At 70.4% G+C, this 14,923-nt stretch carries 11 protein-coding genes; 5 read left to right on the top strand and 6 right to left on the bottom strand.

All coding sequences use genetic code 11. The features are described from left to right. Positions 1–83: 83 nt before the first annotated feature. Positions 84–4,205: a WD40 repeat domain-containing protein gene (locus tag JYK18_RS48140; protein ID WP_206807946.1), complete on the bottom strand. Its 4,122-nt coding sequence runs from the start codon at positions 4,203–4,205 to the stop codon at positions 84–86. A 197-nt stretch (positions 4,206–4,402) separates the two neighbouring features. Here JYK18_RS48140 and JYK18_RS36425 point away from each other — a divergent pair, with 197 nt between their 5' ends. Genes JYK18_RS36425 through JYK18_RS36415 form a run of 3 tightly spaced genes read left to right on the top strand, consistent with a single transcriptional unit; the run spans position 4,403 to position 6,622 of the window. Next, the gene (locus tag JYK18_RS36425; protein ID WP_206807945.1) at positions 4,403–5,890 is read left to right on the top strand and encodes a hypothetical protein; all 1,488 of its coding nucleotides are present in this window, start codon (positions 4,403–4,405) and stop codon (positions 5,888–5,890) included. Between the two features lie 25 nt (positions 5,891–5,915). Next, entirely contained in the window at positions 5,916–6,284 is a 369-nt protein-coding gene (locus tag JYK18_RS36420; protein WP_206807944.1) for a YbaB/EbfC family nucleoid-associated protein, read from the top strand. Further along, entirely contained in the window at positions 6,284–6,622 is a 339-nt protein-coding gene (locus JYK18_RS36415; protein WP_206807943.1) for a hypothetical protein, read from the top strand. Before JYK18_RS36420 ends, JYK18_RS36415 begins: the two co-directional genes overlap by 1 nt. Positions 6,623–6,670: 48 nt before the next feature. On the opposite strand, the gene JYK18_RS36410 is transcribed toward JYK18_RS36415, so the two are convergent. From JYK18_RS36410 to JYK18_RS36400, 3 genes are all read right to left on the bottom strand, one after another. Continuing rightward, positions 6,671–8,236, bottom strand: a complete 1,566-nt coding sequence (locus JYK18_RS36410; protein ID WP_206807942.1) for an ABC transporter permease — start codon at positions 8,234–8,236, stop codon at positions 6,671–6,673. Beyond that, positions 8,233–9,120 carry an ABC transporter ATP-binding protein gene (locus tag JYK18_RS36405; RefSeq protein WP_206807941.1) on the bottom strand — a complete coding sequence of 296 codons (888 nt, stop codon included), beginning with the start codon at positions 9,118–9,120 and terminating at the stop codon, positions 8,233–8,235. Before JYK18_RS36405 ends, JYK18_RS36410 begins: the two co-directional genes overlap by 4 nt. A 98-nt stretch (positions 9,121–9,218) precedes the next feature. Further along, positions 9,219–9,893 carry a hypothetical protein gene (locus tag JYK18_RS36400; RefSeq protein ID WP_206807940.1) on the bottom strand — a complete coding sequence of 225 codons (675 nt, stop codon included), beginning with the start codon at positions 9,891–9,893 and terminating at the stop codon, positions 9,219–9,221. Between the two features lie 23 nt (positions 9,894–9,916). Between JYK18_RS36400 and JYK18_RS36395 the strand changes: the two genes are divergently transcribed. After that, entirely contained in the window at positions 9,917–10,543 is a 627-nt protein-coding gene (locus tag JYK18_RS36395) for a sigma factor-like helix-turn-helix DNA-binding protein (protein WP_206807939.1), read from the top strand. Positions 10,544–10,667: 124 nt separating this feature from the next. Here the strand turns inward: JYK18_RS36395 and JYK18_RS36390 are convergent, their stop codons facing one another. Together JYK18_RS36390 and JYK18_RS36385 are read right to left on the bottom strand one after the other, a co-directional pair. Continuing rightward, positions 10,668–11,909, bottom strand: coding sequence for an erythromycin esterase family protein (locus JYK18_RS36390; RefSeq protein ID WP_206807938.1), 1,242 nt, complete (start codon positions 11,907–11,909; stop codon positions 10,668–10,670). 86 nt (positions 11,910–11,995) lie between these two features. Further along, positions 11,996–12,334 (bottom strand): hypothetical protein, encoded by a 339-nt coding sequence (locus JYK18_RS36385; RefSeq protein ID WP_206807937.1) that lies wholly within the window; start codon positions 12,332–12,334, stop codon positions 11,996–11,998. 188 nt (positions 12,335–12,522) lie between these two features. On the opposite strand from JYK18_RS36385, the gene JYK18_RS36380 reads away from it, so the two are divergent. Then, complete coding sequence (locus JYK18_RS36380) at positions 12,523–14,763, top strand: NPCBM/NEW2 domain-containing protein (protein ID WP_307796209.1); 2,241 nt, start codon at positions 12,523–12,525, stop codon at positions 14,761–14,763. Positions 14,764–14,923 lie beyond the last annotated feature (160 nt).

Here is a 14,923-nt window from a genome sequence, read left to right as displayed (position 1 = left end):
ACCTCGGCTCCCAGGAAAGCCTACTCGTCGGCACGCTCGAACAGCGAGATCCGCGCTGGAGTCGAGTCCGGTCAACCCCGGTCTCAGGAACACGGCGGACGGTACGGCAGCTCAGCCGACACGAACTCGTCCCACATCTCGCGAGTGAGCGTGTTCCCCGTGATGGCGCAGATGCTGTGCACGGCTTGGGGCACGGTCATGTCCCACAGCCGCACGGTGTGGTCGTGGCTGCCGGTGGCGAGGGTGGCGCCATCGGGGCTGAACGCCACCGCGTTGACGTCGGCCTGGTGGCCGGTGAGCGGCTGACCCGACTGCGTCCGGTCGGCTGTCCGCCAGAGCCGTACGGTGTTGTCGCCGCTGCCACTGGCCACCGTCTGCCCATCCGGGCTGAACGCCACCCCCACGACGGGGTTGGTGTGGCCGGCAAGGGGTTCGCCGAGCGGTGTGGCATGAGCCGGATCGCTGACGTCCCACAGCCGCACCTGCTCGTCGTCGCTGCCGCTGGCCAAGGTCCGCCCATCCGGGCTGAACGCGACCCGGCGTAGGTCGTCCTGGTGCCCCTTGAGCGGGCCGGCCAGCAACGTGGGCTTGGCCGGATCGGCAATGTTCCACAACCACACCGCGACGTCGCTGTATTCGGTGCCCGTCGCCAGGGTTCTTCCGTTCGGGCTGAACGCCACCGCCAGAGCGTTGGCGTCCGGTCCGATCATGATCCGGGCCAGCAGCACGGGTTCAGCCGGGTCGGTGACGTCCCACAACCGCGCGGTGTTGTCGTCCTTCACGTCGCCGCCGGTGACCAGGATGCGGCCGTCCGGGCTGAATGCCATCGATCGGACGCCGTCGGCGTGCCCGGTGATCGGCGCGCCGATGGGCGCGGGGCGCGCGGGATCGGTGACGTCCCACAGCCGCACGGTCCGGTCGCCGCCACCGGTGGCCAGCACGCGGCCGTTCGGGCTGAACGCCAGGGCGTTGATGTCGCCTTGGTGGCCGGTGAGCGGCGGGCCCAGCTGCCGCCGCTCGGCCGGCGTCCACAACCGGACGGTCCGGTCGCCGCCGCCGGTGGCCAGGATGCGCCCGTCCGGGCTGAACGCCAACGCCTTGACCTCCCCGGTATGTCCAGTTAGGACAGTGTCGGGGATGTTCCACAGCCTTACCGCCCGGTCTCCACTGGCGGTGGCCAGGATGCGGCCGTCCGGGCTGAACGCCATCGATCGGACGCCGTCGGCGTGCCCGGTGATCGGCGCGCCGATGGGCGCGGGGCGGGCTGGATCGGTGAGGTCCCACAGCCGCGCGGTGTTGTCGTCGCCGCCGGTGGCCAGCTTCCGTCCGTCGGGACTGAACACCAGCGACCGGACCGCACCGGCGTGCCCCGTGATCGGCCGGCCCAGCGCCTCCGGGCGAGCCGGGTCGGCGACGTTCCACAGCCGCACTGCCCGGTCGTTGCTCGCACCGGCCAGCATCCGCCCATCGGGACTGAACGCCACCGAACGGACAGCGCCGGTGTTTCCGGTCAACGGTGACCCGAGGGGTTTGGCCCGGTCCGGCGCGGCGATGTCCCACAGTCGCATGGTCCGGTCGTCGCCGCCGGTAGCCAGAGTCCGGCCGTCAGGACTGAACGCCACCGAGTAGATGGCGTCGGTGTGCCCGGCCATCGGCGGGCTGAGTGCCGCGGGCTGGGCGAGGTCGGTGACGTTCCACAGCCGTACGGTCTGATCGTCGCCCGCGCTGGCCAGCGTCCGCCCGTCGGGACTGAACGCCAGCGACCGGATCGTCCTTGTGTGCCCGGTGATCGGCGGGCCGAGCGCCTCGGGCTGGGCCGGGTTGGTGACGTTCCACAGCCGCGCCGTGTTGTCGGCGCCGCCGGTGACCAGAGTGCGGCCGTCCGGGCTGAACGCCAGCGCACGGGTTGCTTCGCCATGACTGATGGTTTCGTTCAGCAGCACCGGGTGGGCCGGATCAGCGACGTTCCACAACCGCACGAGCCGGTCACCGCTGCCGCTGCCGGTGGCCAGCGTTCGCCCGTCGGGACTGAACGCCACCACGCTGACGTCCTTGGCGCCCGAGGGCAACGTGGCGGACAGCGGGGCGTTCGCGTCGACGATCAAGTGGGTGCCGGTGTCCGGATCGGCCGGGCGCATGCGGTGGGCGACGAGGTCGAGCTGGGCCGCCAGCGACACGTCGATGGTCCGTATCCGGTTCGCCTCGGCGGTGACCTTGTTGAAGATCGCGGCGTCACGTTGTTCACGGGCGATGTCGCGTTGCTGGAAGGCGTAGACAGCGGTACTGGACGCGACAAGGCCGAGAACGGCCAGCATGGTGACCGCGGTCCGGCGAATTCTGGCCCGCCGGCTTTCGTGCCGGCTCGACGCGCTGAGGAAGGCCGCGCCGAGCGGCGTGAGGGCGGCGCGGTGCTCACTCCTGGACTGCCACCCCCTCGCGATGGCCAGCCGATCGCCGCGATACAGCGATCCGACCGGTTTCCCTTCTCGTTCCCACTGTTCGGCGGCCTCGATCAACTGCTGCCGGATGACCTGATCGTTGCGGCCCGCCTCGATCCAGGTGCCGAGCTGCGGCCACGCCCGCAGCAACACTTCGTGGGAAAGCTCGACGGCGTTGCCGTCCAGCGTGACCAGACGTTTCTCGATCAGCCAGCCGAGAACCGTCTCAGCGGTCCGCGGTGCGTCGAAGCCCTTGACGAGGTCCGCCGGATCCGCGCGCCGCCTGGCGGGCGGCGCGTCGTGCCTGACCACGACCAGGTGCATGAGGATGTGCTGGAAGATCTCGCGCTGCTCGGCCGTGGAACAACGCGCGTAGGCCTCGTCCGCGGTCGCCACGATCGCGCCTTGGATCCGCCCGGTCCGGTCGTAATCCGCCAAGGTCAGCTTGTCGCCCGCGCGCCGCTGCCAGGTGACGGCCAACGCGTGGGCCAGCAGCGGGAGCCCGCCCGCGTCCGTCCCGACCTCGTGCAGGAGGACCTCGACCAGACTCGCCTCGACGTCGACGCCGATCTGCCGAGCCGGCCGTTCGATGGCCGCTCGCAACCCGGCCGGGGACATCGCCTGGAGGTTGAACTGGCTTGCCGGCAGGAACGTCGCGAGCTGGTCGTCAGCGAGGCAGTGGTGGTAGAAGTCGCCTCGTACCCCGAGAACCGCACGCATGGCGATCAGTGCGGCGATGAAACGCTGCCGCTCGGCCTCGCCGGTGCACAGGGTGAACACCTCTTCGAACTGATCCACCACGAGGACAGTCCCGTCGGGCAGCATGCTCGCCAGCAGGGCGGGATCAGCTCTGACTGCCGAGAGCACGCCGTCCACGCTGCCGTGGATGAGCTGCGCGACCTGCTGTGCCAGTGTCTCGCAGGGCTCCTTTCCCGGGGTGAGCAACAGCCATGGGCGGCCGCTGTCGGCCACCGCGGTTGTCACGCCCGCTCGAAGCAGCGATGACTTGCCTGCGCCGGACGGTGCGACGACGAAGACCGGCCCGCTGCGGTGATCGATCTTGTCCATCAACACCGACAAGGTCGCCTCGCGGCCGAAGAACCACCGCGCTTGGTCAGGTTGGAACGCACGCAGACCCGGATAGGGGCAGACGTCCTCCGGCCACCCCGGCTGGCTGTCGTCGGGCGGGTACGGGTCGTCCGGCAGGCAGATCCACCCCACCGTCTCCGTTTCCTTGACCCGGAAGCGTCGGGACCGATAGCGGGTCTCGTCAGCGGCGCTGTGCCAGACGACCTCGTGGAACAACCAATCGGAGGTGATCACCGCGAGTACGCCGGCCGACCCGGCGAGAGCGTCCTTCAACGGCGGCGCGTCGAGCAACCGGAACGTGTGGTTGATCGCGACGCCGGTCGCGCCGTGTGCGTCGAGCAGGACTTCCCCGGCGTGCACCGCCATCCTCAGCCGGATCTGCTCGCCGGTCCCGTGCGCCCGGTTGTGCTTGTTCAGCGCTTTCACCAGGCGAGCGGGTACCTGCTCGACGAACAGCCGCTTCGGAACATCCGCCGGCGCAAGGAGAAGCACGCCGTCACCCCGGTCTTCGCGATGGCAGTCGCTCCAGTGCGAGCCGAGCGCATGAGCCAGGGCGGCATAGAGGCCGTTGCGCACCTTCCGCTGTTCCGGGTTCTTCCGGCCGCTGAATTGCTCCACGTCCACAACCAGAACCGTGCGATGCAGTGCATCAGGCGACACAAAACCTCCGGAGATCACGTCATTCGGCCCAAAAGATGCCGCCATAGTCCCCGCAGCCGCACAGAGCCTGACGACCTTTCACTCATTCGCGTGAACCGATACCTGCTGCCTGCGGCCGACCGCTGGCAGGAAGAGGCCGCGATGCGCCGGGGCCGTGGTGTTCGGGTGACCATGGGCCTCGTCCAGTCGATCTGGAGAGTATCGAGGAGCCGTTCATGGGTAACGCAGCGACCGGTGACGCTGGTGCCGCCCCGGCGCCGGAGGCCGGCGGCGGCCAGGCGCCGGAGCCTGCCGCGGGTCAGGGCTCGGGCGGCGAGAGCGCTGACTCCGCACCTCAGGGCGAAGCCAAGGGGGATGGCGCCGCCTCGGCCGACACCAAGACATCCGGTGCCGGTGGTGAGCCGCAGGCATCCGGAAGCGAGCAGGGTGGGGCGCAGCAGGGTGATGAGGCGCAGGCACCCACGGCCGAGGGGTCGACTACCGGCGAGCCCGCTACCGGTCAGGCTCGCGACGCGGCGGGGGAGACCGGCGGTGAGCGGCCGGGTGAGACTGCCACCACGGGGGAGGAGCCGCGTGGTGAGGTCGCGCGGGAAGTGCTCACCGATGTTCCGCCACCGGACCCGAAGCCGGTGGAAGAGGCGCGCGACGCGTGGGGCCCCGTCGTCGGGAAGGCGGAGCAAGCTCGTGACCACGGCCGGGCCGGAGCGAAGGAACTCGCCGCGGGGTGGAACGACGACGGCGGCGCGGCGATGGCCGGGCGCGCCGACGCCTCGTTGCGGGAGGCCGACGAGCTGGCGCGGGGAGCGCGTCCGGTGACCGAGCAGTTGGACCTGACCGCGGGCGACTACGCCCACGTGCGGGATCAGATGGTGGCTTCGGCGGAGCACGCGGACGGCAACGCGCGCGCCGCGGATGCCTTGGCGGGGTCCGAACCGGAAGCTCGACTCGCCAAAGCGTGGTTCAAGGAAAGCGCGGTGAACAGGAACCTCGAGGTACGCGCCGCGCTGGACCGCAAGGTCCACGGCGACTGGGAAAACCTCAGCCTGCCGGAACAAAACCTCGACAACGCCCAGGACGCCCTGACCCAAGCAGGCCGCGACGTCATCGCGAACCTCCCGGCCCCACCGTCGGATGCCGACCTGCTGCGCGACTACCAGGTCGGGGACGACCAGATGATCGAGGTAGCGGGAAAGACGGTTTCGCTCAGTGAAGCGGCGGCGAGCCTTCAGGACGATTTCACGGGGATCAACGCCGTGAACCCGTTCTTCCACTGGAATATCGAGGACAGGGCCACGACCGCCGGCCAGGAAAGCTTTCCGGATCCGGACGGTCCCGAGGGTCCCCAGGGCGGCCGCACGGGCACCGGCGACAATCATCGCGACGCCTTTCGCCACGCCTATTGGAACGCGCTGATGACCAGGTCGTTCGGGGAACACTCGGCCGAGGCTGTCGGCACCGGGCACGAGCGGCGCCCCGACGACCCGGTTCCCGACACACCCCCGCAGTTCGCGGAGCGGCAGGAAGCCATGGACCTGTACAACAACCAGGTCGGCCGGGACATCGCGACCGCACTGGGACCGGGCGCCTCGGACGCGGAGGTGCGCGCGACTATCGAGCAGGCGATCCGGGACGGGAAGCTCGTCGTGCTCAACCAGGACAAAACCGCGCTCGTGCCCGGCGGCGGCACCGAGGACTTCCCGTGATTTCGCCGCGGTGAAAGGAGATTCCATGGCACGGCCCACGATCGACCTGGCCGCACGAAGGCGAGATTACGCTCGACTGCACGACATCAGCAGGAGAATCGCCGATATCGAGGCGACCGCCGACTCCTCCGACGGCCTGGTCAGCGCGACGGTTGTCGGCCGTGGCGAGTTGAGCGAGCTGCACCTCGACCCGCGGCTCTACCGGACAATGGATTCGACGGCGCTTGCCGCGTCCATTGTGGACACTATCAAGGACGCCGTCGAGCAGTCTCGGCGGCAGCTGTTCGAGATCACCCGGGACTACCTGCCACCGGGCGCGAAGTTCGAGACCACCGACGTGCACACCGACGCGTTCATGCACCAGCTCGACCAGGAAATCGAGGGAGCGAAGTGATGGCCAAGTACGACATGGACCCGGATCTCGTGACTCGGGGCGTCAATCAGCTGCGCGCGGCCGGTGAGGACTTCGGCAGTGCCTGGGAGAACCACAAACGGGCGATCGAGGCGGCCCGGTCGCGCTTCGGCGGTGACGTGCTGGCACAGGCATTCCTGGCGAAGTACCTGCCGGTCGCCGAGAAGCTGACCGCCAAGGCCGACGCCATTCCCGCCTCGTACGGGAGGTTGTGTGACGACGCGATGGGTTGTGTCTCGGACTACCTCGCGGCGGAGAACCAGGGAACCGACTCGGTCCGAGGACTGAACAGCAGCGACGGCCGGGAAACGCCGGCGTAGCGCCACAAGCGGGACAGTCACGGCCGTCGTCAAGGCACGGACCTGCGCTCATACCGCCAGATCGCGCCGACCGTAGCCGAACACGCCGAGTGCGGTGAGAACGGCGGCGGCGATCAGCAGTCCGGCCAGGCCGGGCCAGTCGGGTAAGGCTTGCGGAACGGCGGCGATGTGAGTGAAGGGAGAGAGGGAAAGCACCCAGTCCGGCGCCCCAGCGCTCTGGGCGACGACCTGGAAGAAGAAGCCGCCGACGGGGGGAAGGGCGCCGAGGGCCACGGCCGCGCGGGGGAGCCAGCCGAGCCCGGCCACGGCGGCACCCAGCGAGAGCAGCGCGACCGGCGCGACGTTGAACGCACCACCGATGGCACCGGTGAAACTGAGCTGGGCTCCGGCGGCGGTGGCACCCACCCACAGGGCGAGTCCGGCACCGGCGGTCAGCAGCAGCGTTCCGGCGGTGGTGACGGCGAGTTCGGTGCCGAGCAGTTTTCGGCGGGAGAACGGCAGGGCGAACAGAAGTGCCGCGCGCCTGCTGGTTTCGTCCTCGGCGAAGGCGCCGGTGCGTACCGCGGCGTAGACGCCGGCGGGGATGGCGAGCAGGCTGAACATCGTCGCGGCGAAGGCGGCGGGGGAGTCCAGGCCGAATCCCGCGGTGGCGGCGAGTTCGCGGAAGCGGGGGTTGCCGGTGAGGAATTCGGTGATGGAGATGGTCAGCAATCCGATGAGGCCGAAGTAGGCGGTGACGCCGAGCAGCCAGCCGATCCACGGCCGCAGGGCGCGGCGCAGCGCGAAGCCGGTGAGGGAGTGCAGCAGGCGGGTGCGCGGGCGGCGGCGGGCGTCAAGGGCCCAGGGTGCGCCGTGCAGGTCGCGGCGTCCGGCGACGAGGAGCGCGACCGCGGCGAGCACCGCCGCCAGCGCGATCAGCGCCACCAACGGCAGGACGCGGTTGGCGGCATAGGGCTGGAGTTGGCCGAACAACCCGAACGGGCTGAGCCAACGCACCCAGGCCGGTGCGTCGAGCCCGTCGGTGACCATCCTCGCGAGCAGGGCCGCGCCCAGCACGCCCACCGCGGCACCGGTGGCCGGGGACCGTGACGGCAGCAGTTGCGCGGCAAGCACACCGAGTGCGGCGAACGCGAGGCCGAGTGCGGCGACACCACCGCCGTGGAGCAGCGCGCTCGCCGGGGCGGTGCCGGTGATCAGCAGTGCGACGCTGATGCCGATCCCGGACAGCGTCACGGCCGCGGCGAGCACGGCGAGGCGGCGGGTGAGCAGGCCACGCGCGGTGATCCGGCCGGACAGCAGCAGGTCGAAGCGCCCGGCGTCCTCGTCGCCGCGGGTCAGCCGGGTGGCGGTGAGCGCGGCCCAGACCCCGACCAGCACGCCGATCGGGGTTCCGGTGCGCCACACGGTGAAGCCGCCGGGGTCGTCGAGCGCGACCGGGTCGCCGAATAGGGTGCGGATGGCCGGGTTGGCGGCGAGCGCCCGCAGCGCGCCGTTGTCGAGCGCTCCGGCGAAGGTCGTCCGGTACTGCGCGGCGACCAGGGCCGACATCGCCGCGGTGAACACGATGATCACGGCGGCGCCGAAGCGGAGCTGCCGGATGGCCAGGCCGGTCATCGGACCGGCTCGCCGTAGTAGTCGAGGAAGATCTCGGCGAGGCTGGGCTCGCGCATGCTGATCCCGGTCACCGTGGCTTCGTTCAGCGCTCGCAGGGTTGCCGCCGGCGGCCCGCTGAGGGAGAACCGCAGCCGCCCGCGGTCGAACCGCTCGATGCCGCTGATTTCCGGGATCCCGGTCAGGTCCGGTGCCACACCGGTGTAGGCGACTTCGACCTCGGTGCGGCGCAGCCGGCGCAGTTCGGGGATGCCGGCGACCTCGACCAGCTCGCCCGCGCGCAGGATGCCGACGCGATCGCACACGGCTTCGACCTCGGCGAGCAGGTGGGAGCTGAGGAACACGGTCTGGCCGCGTTCGCGGGCGTCGTGCACGCAGCGCTGGAACTCCCGTTCCATCAGCGGGTCCAGTCCGCTGGTGGGTTCGTCGAGCACCAGCAGCGGCGCCCGGCTGGCGAAGGCCGCGACCAGCGCGACCTTCTGCCGGTTGCCGGTGGAATAGGCCTTGGCGCGCTTGCCGGGGTCGAGTTCGAAGCGCTCGACCAGCTCGGCGCGGTAGGCGATGTCCGGCGGTGGCCCGACCCGGCCGAGCAGGGTGAGGATCTCCTCGCCGGTCAGCGACGGCCACAGGGTGACGTCGGCCGGGACGTGGGCGAGGTGGCGGTGCGCCCGCCGGACGTCGGCGGCCGGGTCGCCGAAGATCTCGGCGGTGCCCGCGGACGGGCGGATCAGCCCGAGCAGCAGCCGGATGGTGGTCGATTTGCCCGCGCCGTTCGGCCCGAGGAACCCGAAAACCTCCCCGGCGGGCACGGACAGGTCCAGCTCGTGGACGGCGGTGGTGGACCCGAAGCGCTTGCTCAGCCCTCGGGCGCGGATGGCGTCAGCCATGGGAAACCCTTCAGCGACGGTCGGCAGTGACCCGCCGACCAGGCTTCCCGGCACACCGGGCACCAGCTTACTCACCCGGAGTTGCTCCCGCCCGATCTTTACGGCATTTTTGCGCGTGGTGCGCCGGGAATTCTGGTCGCCTGGTCGCGCGACCGGCGTGGCCGGTCAGCGGGGATCCCAGGCCGCTTGGATTGCCCGGTGCAGGTCGAGGAACAGGGGTGTGCCGGCCAGTTCGGTGTCGTCGATGGTGTGCCGGTAATGGGCCCCAGCTGGGTGTGCCCCAGTCGATCAGGGCCAGCGCGTCGCCGCGGTGCCCGCCGATCCGGATGGCTTCCCCGGCGTAGAAGTCGGCCCGCGGGCTTCAGGTCGCCACCCAGTCGGGCCAAGATGTGGTGGACCCGGCCGAGCAGCTCACCGCACGGTTCGGGGCTGCCCCAGTCGATCGGACGGCCGTCGACGTGTTGCAGCAGAGCCAGCGTCCACTCGCCGCGCCATCGCCGTATCCGGTGGCACAAGGCTCCGGTGGTGGTGGGGATCGGTGCGCCGGTCCTGATGCCCGCCCGGTCCAGCGCGGCCGCGATCCGCAGTCCCGGCTCGACGAAGTCGGTGGCATCGAAGGTCAGTTTCGCGACGTGGGAACCGTTGTGCGCGTACACCAGCCACGCTCGTGACCGGTCGCCGTGTTGGGTCAGTTCATCGACGACCCGGACGCCCGACAATCCCCACGCGCGCAACAACACGGGCAGACGGCGGGCCATCTCGCGTGCTGCCATCAGGTCGCCCCATCGCATTGGAAATGCCGTGCGCGGCTCATCACGACCCGTATGAGGACCCGGAGCGGTCGGCGGAACTGGCCGACTCGGTGTCGATGGCCGCACTGGTGCTGCTGGAACGGCTCAGCCCGCTGGAACGCGCGGTTTTGGTCCTGCGGGAGGTGTTCGGGTTCAGCTTCCCCGAGATCGCGTCGGCCGTGCGGCGCTCGGAGGCGGCATGCCGCCAGCTCGCGGTGCGGGCGCGCCGTCACATGAAGAACGGGCGCGCCCGGTTCGAGACCGACCGCCGGGAACGAGAACAGCTCGCCGCCGACGTGCAGGTGATCGGCGACAGCGGCGGCAAGGCGCCGCTGTGGGGCAAGGGCGTGTTCGGCGCGGAGAACGTGGCGCGGATGCTGGGGGCGTTCGTCGTGCCGTTCAGCCGGATCGGCGGCGTCGTGGAGCCGCAGGAGGTGAACGGCCAGCCGGGCGCGGTCTTCCGCGACCGGGACGGCAGGGTCGTCAACACCCTGGCACTGGACATCCTCGACGGGCGGATCCAGACGATCCGCGCGGTGATCAACCCCGACAAGCTGCAGCACCTCGGCGCGGTCGCGGACGCCTGGGCGGTGGTGCGCGCCACCAACCAAGCTCGCCGGAGCGCGGGCTGACCGCGAACGCGGAACCAGTCAGGCCGTGAACCGGCAGCACTGTGTCGTCGCCGCCCGGGCCGTGCGTTCGTGACCGTGGAGGTGTTGGCGCGCACATCTCTGCGGGATCGCGCGGGAAAGGGCGTCACCCGCTGCGGGTGAGGGTTGTCCCGTTGGTTTCGGTGACGCAGGCGATGGCGTCGAAGCAGTCGAACGCGGGCTGGTCGCAGAAGTAGTCCGCCATGCGCATCCGCCTGTAGCGCTGGGCGTCGGTGACTTCGCGGGCGGCGCGTAGGTCGGCGAGCGTCCAGGGCGCGGAGGCCGGGAAGGCGGCTTCGACGGCCGTGTCCTCCAGCGGAGGCAGCGGCGCTTCACGGAAAGGGAAGGCGCTGGTGTCGGTGAAGTCGCCGCTGGCGACCGCGGTGCGGCCCCCGCGCGTGCTCACGCCGATGGCGCGGTAGTCATCGCCGAGTTCGGCGGCGAGGTGGTAGCCGGCGGGGAACAACTCGCCGTTGCCGAAGGGTTCCGGTGCTTTCTTGAGGTGCCAGTTGTGCGCGGCCAGGACGATCCGGGCGCCGGGGTCCCGTGCGAGCAGGTGCAGGACGGTCTCGGCCAGGTAGAGGTCGCGGAAGGTGGAAGCGACCTCGATTCCCTCGGTGGCCATCGCGCGGTGCAACTGGTCGAGCAGCCACGCCCCGCGCAGGTGGTGCGTGGCCACGGCGTGCTCGCCCGTTCCGCGGTGTGCCAGTCGTTGCATCCGGGCGGCCAGTTCGGCCAGTGCCGCGGTGAGCGCGTCCCGCTCGGCCTGGTCCACCGACGGGTAGCCGAACACGACCTTCATCGGTTCGGGGTCGTGGAAGCGCCCGACCAGGTCGCGGGCCCGTTCCAGGATGGGCAGGGCCGCCGGATCGCCGGCCTCGACGTAGGCCGCGATCGCGTCGAGCGCGGGCAGCGGTGAGCCCAGCGAACCGGGCAGGTCGACCCCGGCGTACCGGATCGGCGCGCCGCCGCCGCGCCGGGCGCGCAGCCAGCGGAGGGCGTCGTGCAGTTCCGGCACGTCGCCGAGGCGCAGGGCGATCGCCTCGGCGGTGACGTCCTCGACCGCCCCGGCACCGCCATCGAGCCACTCGTCCAGCAGGTGGCCGCCGGTGAACGGCGCCTCGACGGCGAACACGGTGAACCCGCACCGCTCGACGAGGAACCGCAGGATCCGGTGGCGCACCTGGTAGAATTCGCGGACGTGGTGGGAGCTCTCGCCCAGCCCGACCACCCGCGCCGAACCGACGATCTCCACCAGCGGGGCCAGGTCGTCGAGCGGCGCGTCGAGGTCGAACGCCTCGACGGCGTGTCCGTTGGTGTGGATCCAGTCGGCCAGGCCGTCCGCCATGATCACCGTTCCCGCATCGAATCGCGTACGTTGTACCCTTACGATCGTGAGAGTACACCGTACGTCAACGCGGTGGTGCGAGGAACTCAGAAATCTTCTACGTGATAACCGGCGAGATAGGCGTTCCAGAGCAGGCCGCCGCGACATTCCGCGGTGGACGGCCCGAACCACAGCGGAACCCACTCGCCGACGGTGAACCAGTAGGCCGACCCGTTGGTGCAATGCGCGACCACTCGATAGGTCCCGGCCGGGCCCGGCAGGGAGAAGCAGGTCATGGACACGCCTTCACCCCACAGGAAACCGTAGCGGTAGGCGTCGCAGCCGGATGGCGGCCGGTCCTCCGCCGCGCCGGCGGCGGGCGCACCGGCCAGCAGGCCACCCATCGAAATAGCCGCGGCGAACAGGCAGGCTAATTGCTTTCGCATCATTTTCTCCCGGGGATCGTCCCAAATGAAAACTCAGATTAACCGCACGGGAGGATTTTCCAGAATTCATCGGAAAGGTGAAACGAAAACGCGCGCGGTGAGGCGGCGGTGGGCCACCCGAGTGGCTCCCACACCTCCTGGGGGTGCTCAGCCCCCGGAATGGCCTAACCTCGATCGTCACCGCGATCGTGCTGATCACCCACAACCTCGGCGTGGTCGCCGAAGTCGCCGATCGGGTCGTGGTGATGCGGCACGGCGAAGTGGTCGAACGCGCCACGACGGCCGACCTGCTCGCCCGGCCCGCGAGCGAGGTGTTCGGCACTCCGCGCGCCAACACCACGGGAAAAAAGGGCGGCTTTAGACCGTACTGCTGTCATCGGCGTCCTCCGTCCCTCGCCCTGGAGTGTCCGATGTCTGTTCCGTCCCGTCCGTGGCTCGGCCGCCGGTTGCCGGCGTTGCTCGCCGCGATCTGCCTGGCCGCGGGGGTGCCCGTACTCGCGTCGGTTCCGGCGCACGCGGCGCCTGACCTGGCGCTGACCCCGCCGATGGGTTTCAACAACAAGTTCGTCACCGGTTGCGGGTCGGGCCTGAACGAGGAGACGATCCTCGGCATCGCCGACACGATGGTCGGTACCGGCCTGCGGGACGCCGGGTACCAGTTTGTCAACATCGACGACTGCTGGGCACTGCCGCAGCGCAACGCCGACGGCGAGCTGGTCCCGGATCCGGTGCGCTTTCCCCGCGGGGTCAAGGCACTGGCCGACGACCTGCACGCCCGCGGCCTGAAATTCGGGCTGTACGGCGGTGCCGGCACGAAAACCTGTGCCACACCGGGGATTCCCGGCAGCCTCGGGCACGAGGAGCAGGACGCGAAGCTGTTCGCCGCCTGGGGGATCGACTACCTCAAGTACGACAACTGCAACAACCAGGGCATCGACGCGAAGCAGCGCTACTCCGCCATGGCCGACGCGCTGCGGGGCACCGGGCGGCCCATCGTGTTCGCGATCTGCGAGTGGGGCATCACCAAGCCGTGGAACTGGGCCACCGGCATCGGCCACTCGTGGCGCACGATGATCGACATGAACGACTCCTGGAGCCGGTTGCTGACCGTGCTCAAGCAGAACATGGGGCTGGCCGGGCACGCCGGGCCCGGGGGCTGGAACGACCCGGATCTGCTGATGGCGGGCAACGGCGGCATGTCCGCGACCGAATACCGCTCCCAGTTCACCCTGTGGGCGACCATGGCGGCGCCGCTGCTGATCAGCACCGACCTGCGCAAAGCCGACCCGCAGACCCTCGATCTGCTGCGCAATCCCGATGTCATCGCGGTGAACCAGGACCCGCTCGGGATCCAGGGTGCGCCGATCCGGTCGCAGGACGGCACGCACGTGTTCGTCAAACCGCTGGCGAACGGGGACCGGGCGGTGGTGCTGTTCAACGAGACCGACACCGCCCGCCGGATCAGCACCTCCGCCGCCGAGGCCGGGCTGGCGCAGGCCACCGGCTACCGGCTGCGGGACCTGTGGACCCACCAGGACGCGCACACCGCCGGTGCGATCAGCGCGACCGTTCCGCCGCACGCGACGAGGATGTACCGCATCGGCGCCGACCGGCACTGGTACAAGTACCCGCCGGCGACCGATGCCGCCACCGATCCGGACTCGGCCTACCCGGGAGCGCTACCGGTACTCGCCGGCGGTGCCGCCACCACGGTCACCACCACGCTGACGAACTCGGGAACCCTGCCGGCCGGGGCGGTCACGGCGGACCTCGGCGCACCGGCGGGCTGGCCGGTCCGGCCCGCGTCCGCGGCGACCAAACCGGTGCTCGCGGGCGGGAAGCAGTTCGGCACCCAATGGGAGGTCTCGGTACCGGCGGGCACGGCACCCGGAACGTACGCGCTGACGGGGAACTACACGTACTCCGTTCCCCACGAGCCGAAACCCGTCACCGCCTCGCACACCCTCGAGGTGACGGTCGCGGCGACCCCGGCGGCGGGCACCAGTTTCCTCAGCGACGCGAACTGGGTGCGGGCGTCGAACGGCTGGGGCCCGGTGGAGAAGGATCGCGCCAACGGTGAGCAGTTCGCCGGTGACGGCGAGCCGATCACGCTCGGCGGGGTCGCCTACGCGAAGGGACTCGGCACGCACGCCCCCGCCTCGATCGAGTACTTCACCGGCGGGGCCTGCACGTCGTTCAGCGCACTGGCGGGCCTGCACGACGGCAAACCCGGCACCGTGGCCTTCCGCCTCTGGACCGACGGCACCCTGGCCTACGACAGCGGCGTACGCACCACGGCCGACCCGCCACTGCCGATCGCGGCCGACGTGACCAGCGCGCAGTTCGTCCGCCTCGAAGTCACCGACGGCGGCGACGGCACCGGCGACGACCACGCCGACTGGGCGAACCCCACCATCACCTGCGAGTGACGGCCGGAGGAAGCGGGGGCAGCGGTAGGGACGGTCAGCGCGGATCGACGAACTGCGCGGACGGCTCGAGGGCACCGCGGTCGTCACCGCTGATCGAGTACGACGAGCAGCACGGCACGGAACTGCTCACCAGCCTGCGCCACTACCTCGCGGCCGGCGG

The sequence above is a fragment of the Amycolatopsis sp. 195334CR genome (genome assembly GCF_017309385.1).
Taxonomy (GTDB): Bacteria; Actinomycetota; Actinomycetes; order Mycobacteriales; family Pseudonocardiaceae; genus Amycolatopsis.
The sequence above is the reverse complement of the archived record's forward strand: the minus strand, read 5'-3'. Positions and strand labels throughout refer to the sequence as shown.

Coding starts and splice junctions, on each gene's coding strand:
- JYK18_RS36410 (WP_206807942.1), bottom strand. CDS start 8,236: ATGACCGGCCTGGCCATCCGGCAGCTCCGCTTCGGCGCCGCCGTGATC.
- JYK18_RS36415 (WP_206807943.1), top strand. CDS start 6,284: ATGGCCAAGTACGACATGGACCCGGATCTCGTGACTCGGGGCGTCAAT.
- JYK18_RS36390 (WP_206807938.1), bottom strand. CDS start 11,909: ATGGCGGACGGCCTGGCCGACTGGATCCACACCAACGGACACGCCGTC.
- JYK18_RS36420 (WP_206807944.1), top strand. CDS start 5,916: ATGGCACGGCCCACGATCGACCTGGCCGCACGAAGGCGAGATTACGCT.
- JYK18_RS36400 (WP_206807940.1), bottom strand. CDS start 9,893: ATGGCAGCACGCGAGATGGCCCGCCGTCTGCCCGTGTTGTTGCGCGCG.
- JYK18_RS36385 (WP_206807937.1), bottom strand. CDS start 12,334: ATGCGAAAGCAATTAGCCTGCCTGTTCGCCGCGGCTATTTCGATGGGT.
- JYK18_RS36405 (WP_206807941.1), bottom strand. CDS start 9,120: ATGGCTGACGCCATCCGCGCCCGAGGGCTGAGCAAGCGCTTCGGGTCC.
- JYK18_RS36425 (WP_206807945.1), top strand. CDS start 4,403: ATGGGTAACGCAGCGACCGGTGACGCTGGTGCCGCCCCGGCGCCGGAG.
- JYK18_RS36395 (WP_206807939.1), top strand. CDS start 9,917: ATGCCGTGCGCGGCTCATCACGACCCGTATGAGGACCCGGAGCGGTCG.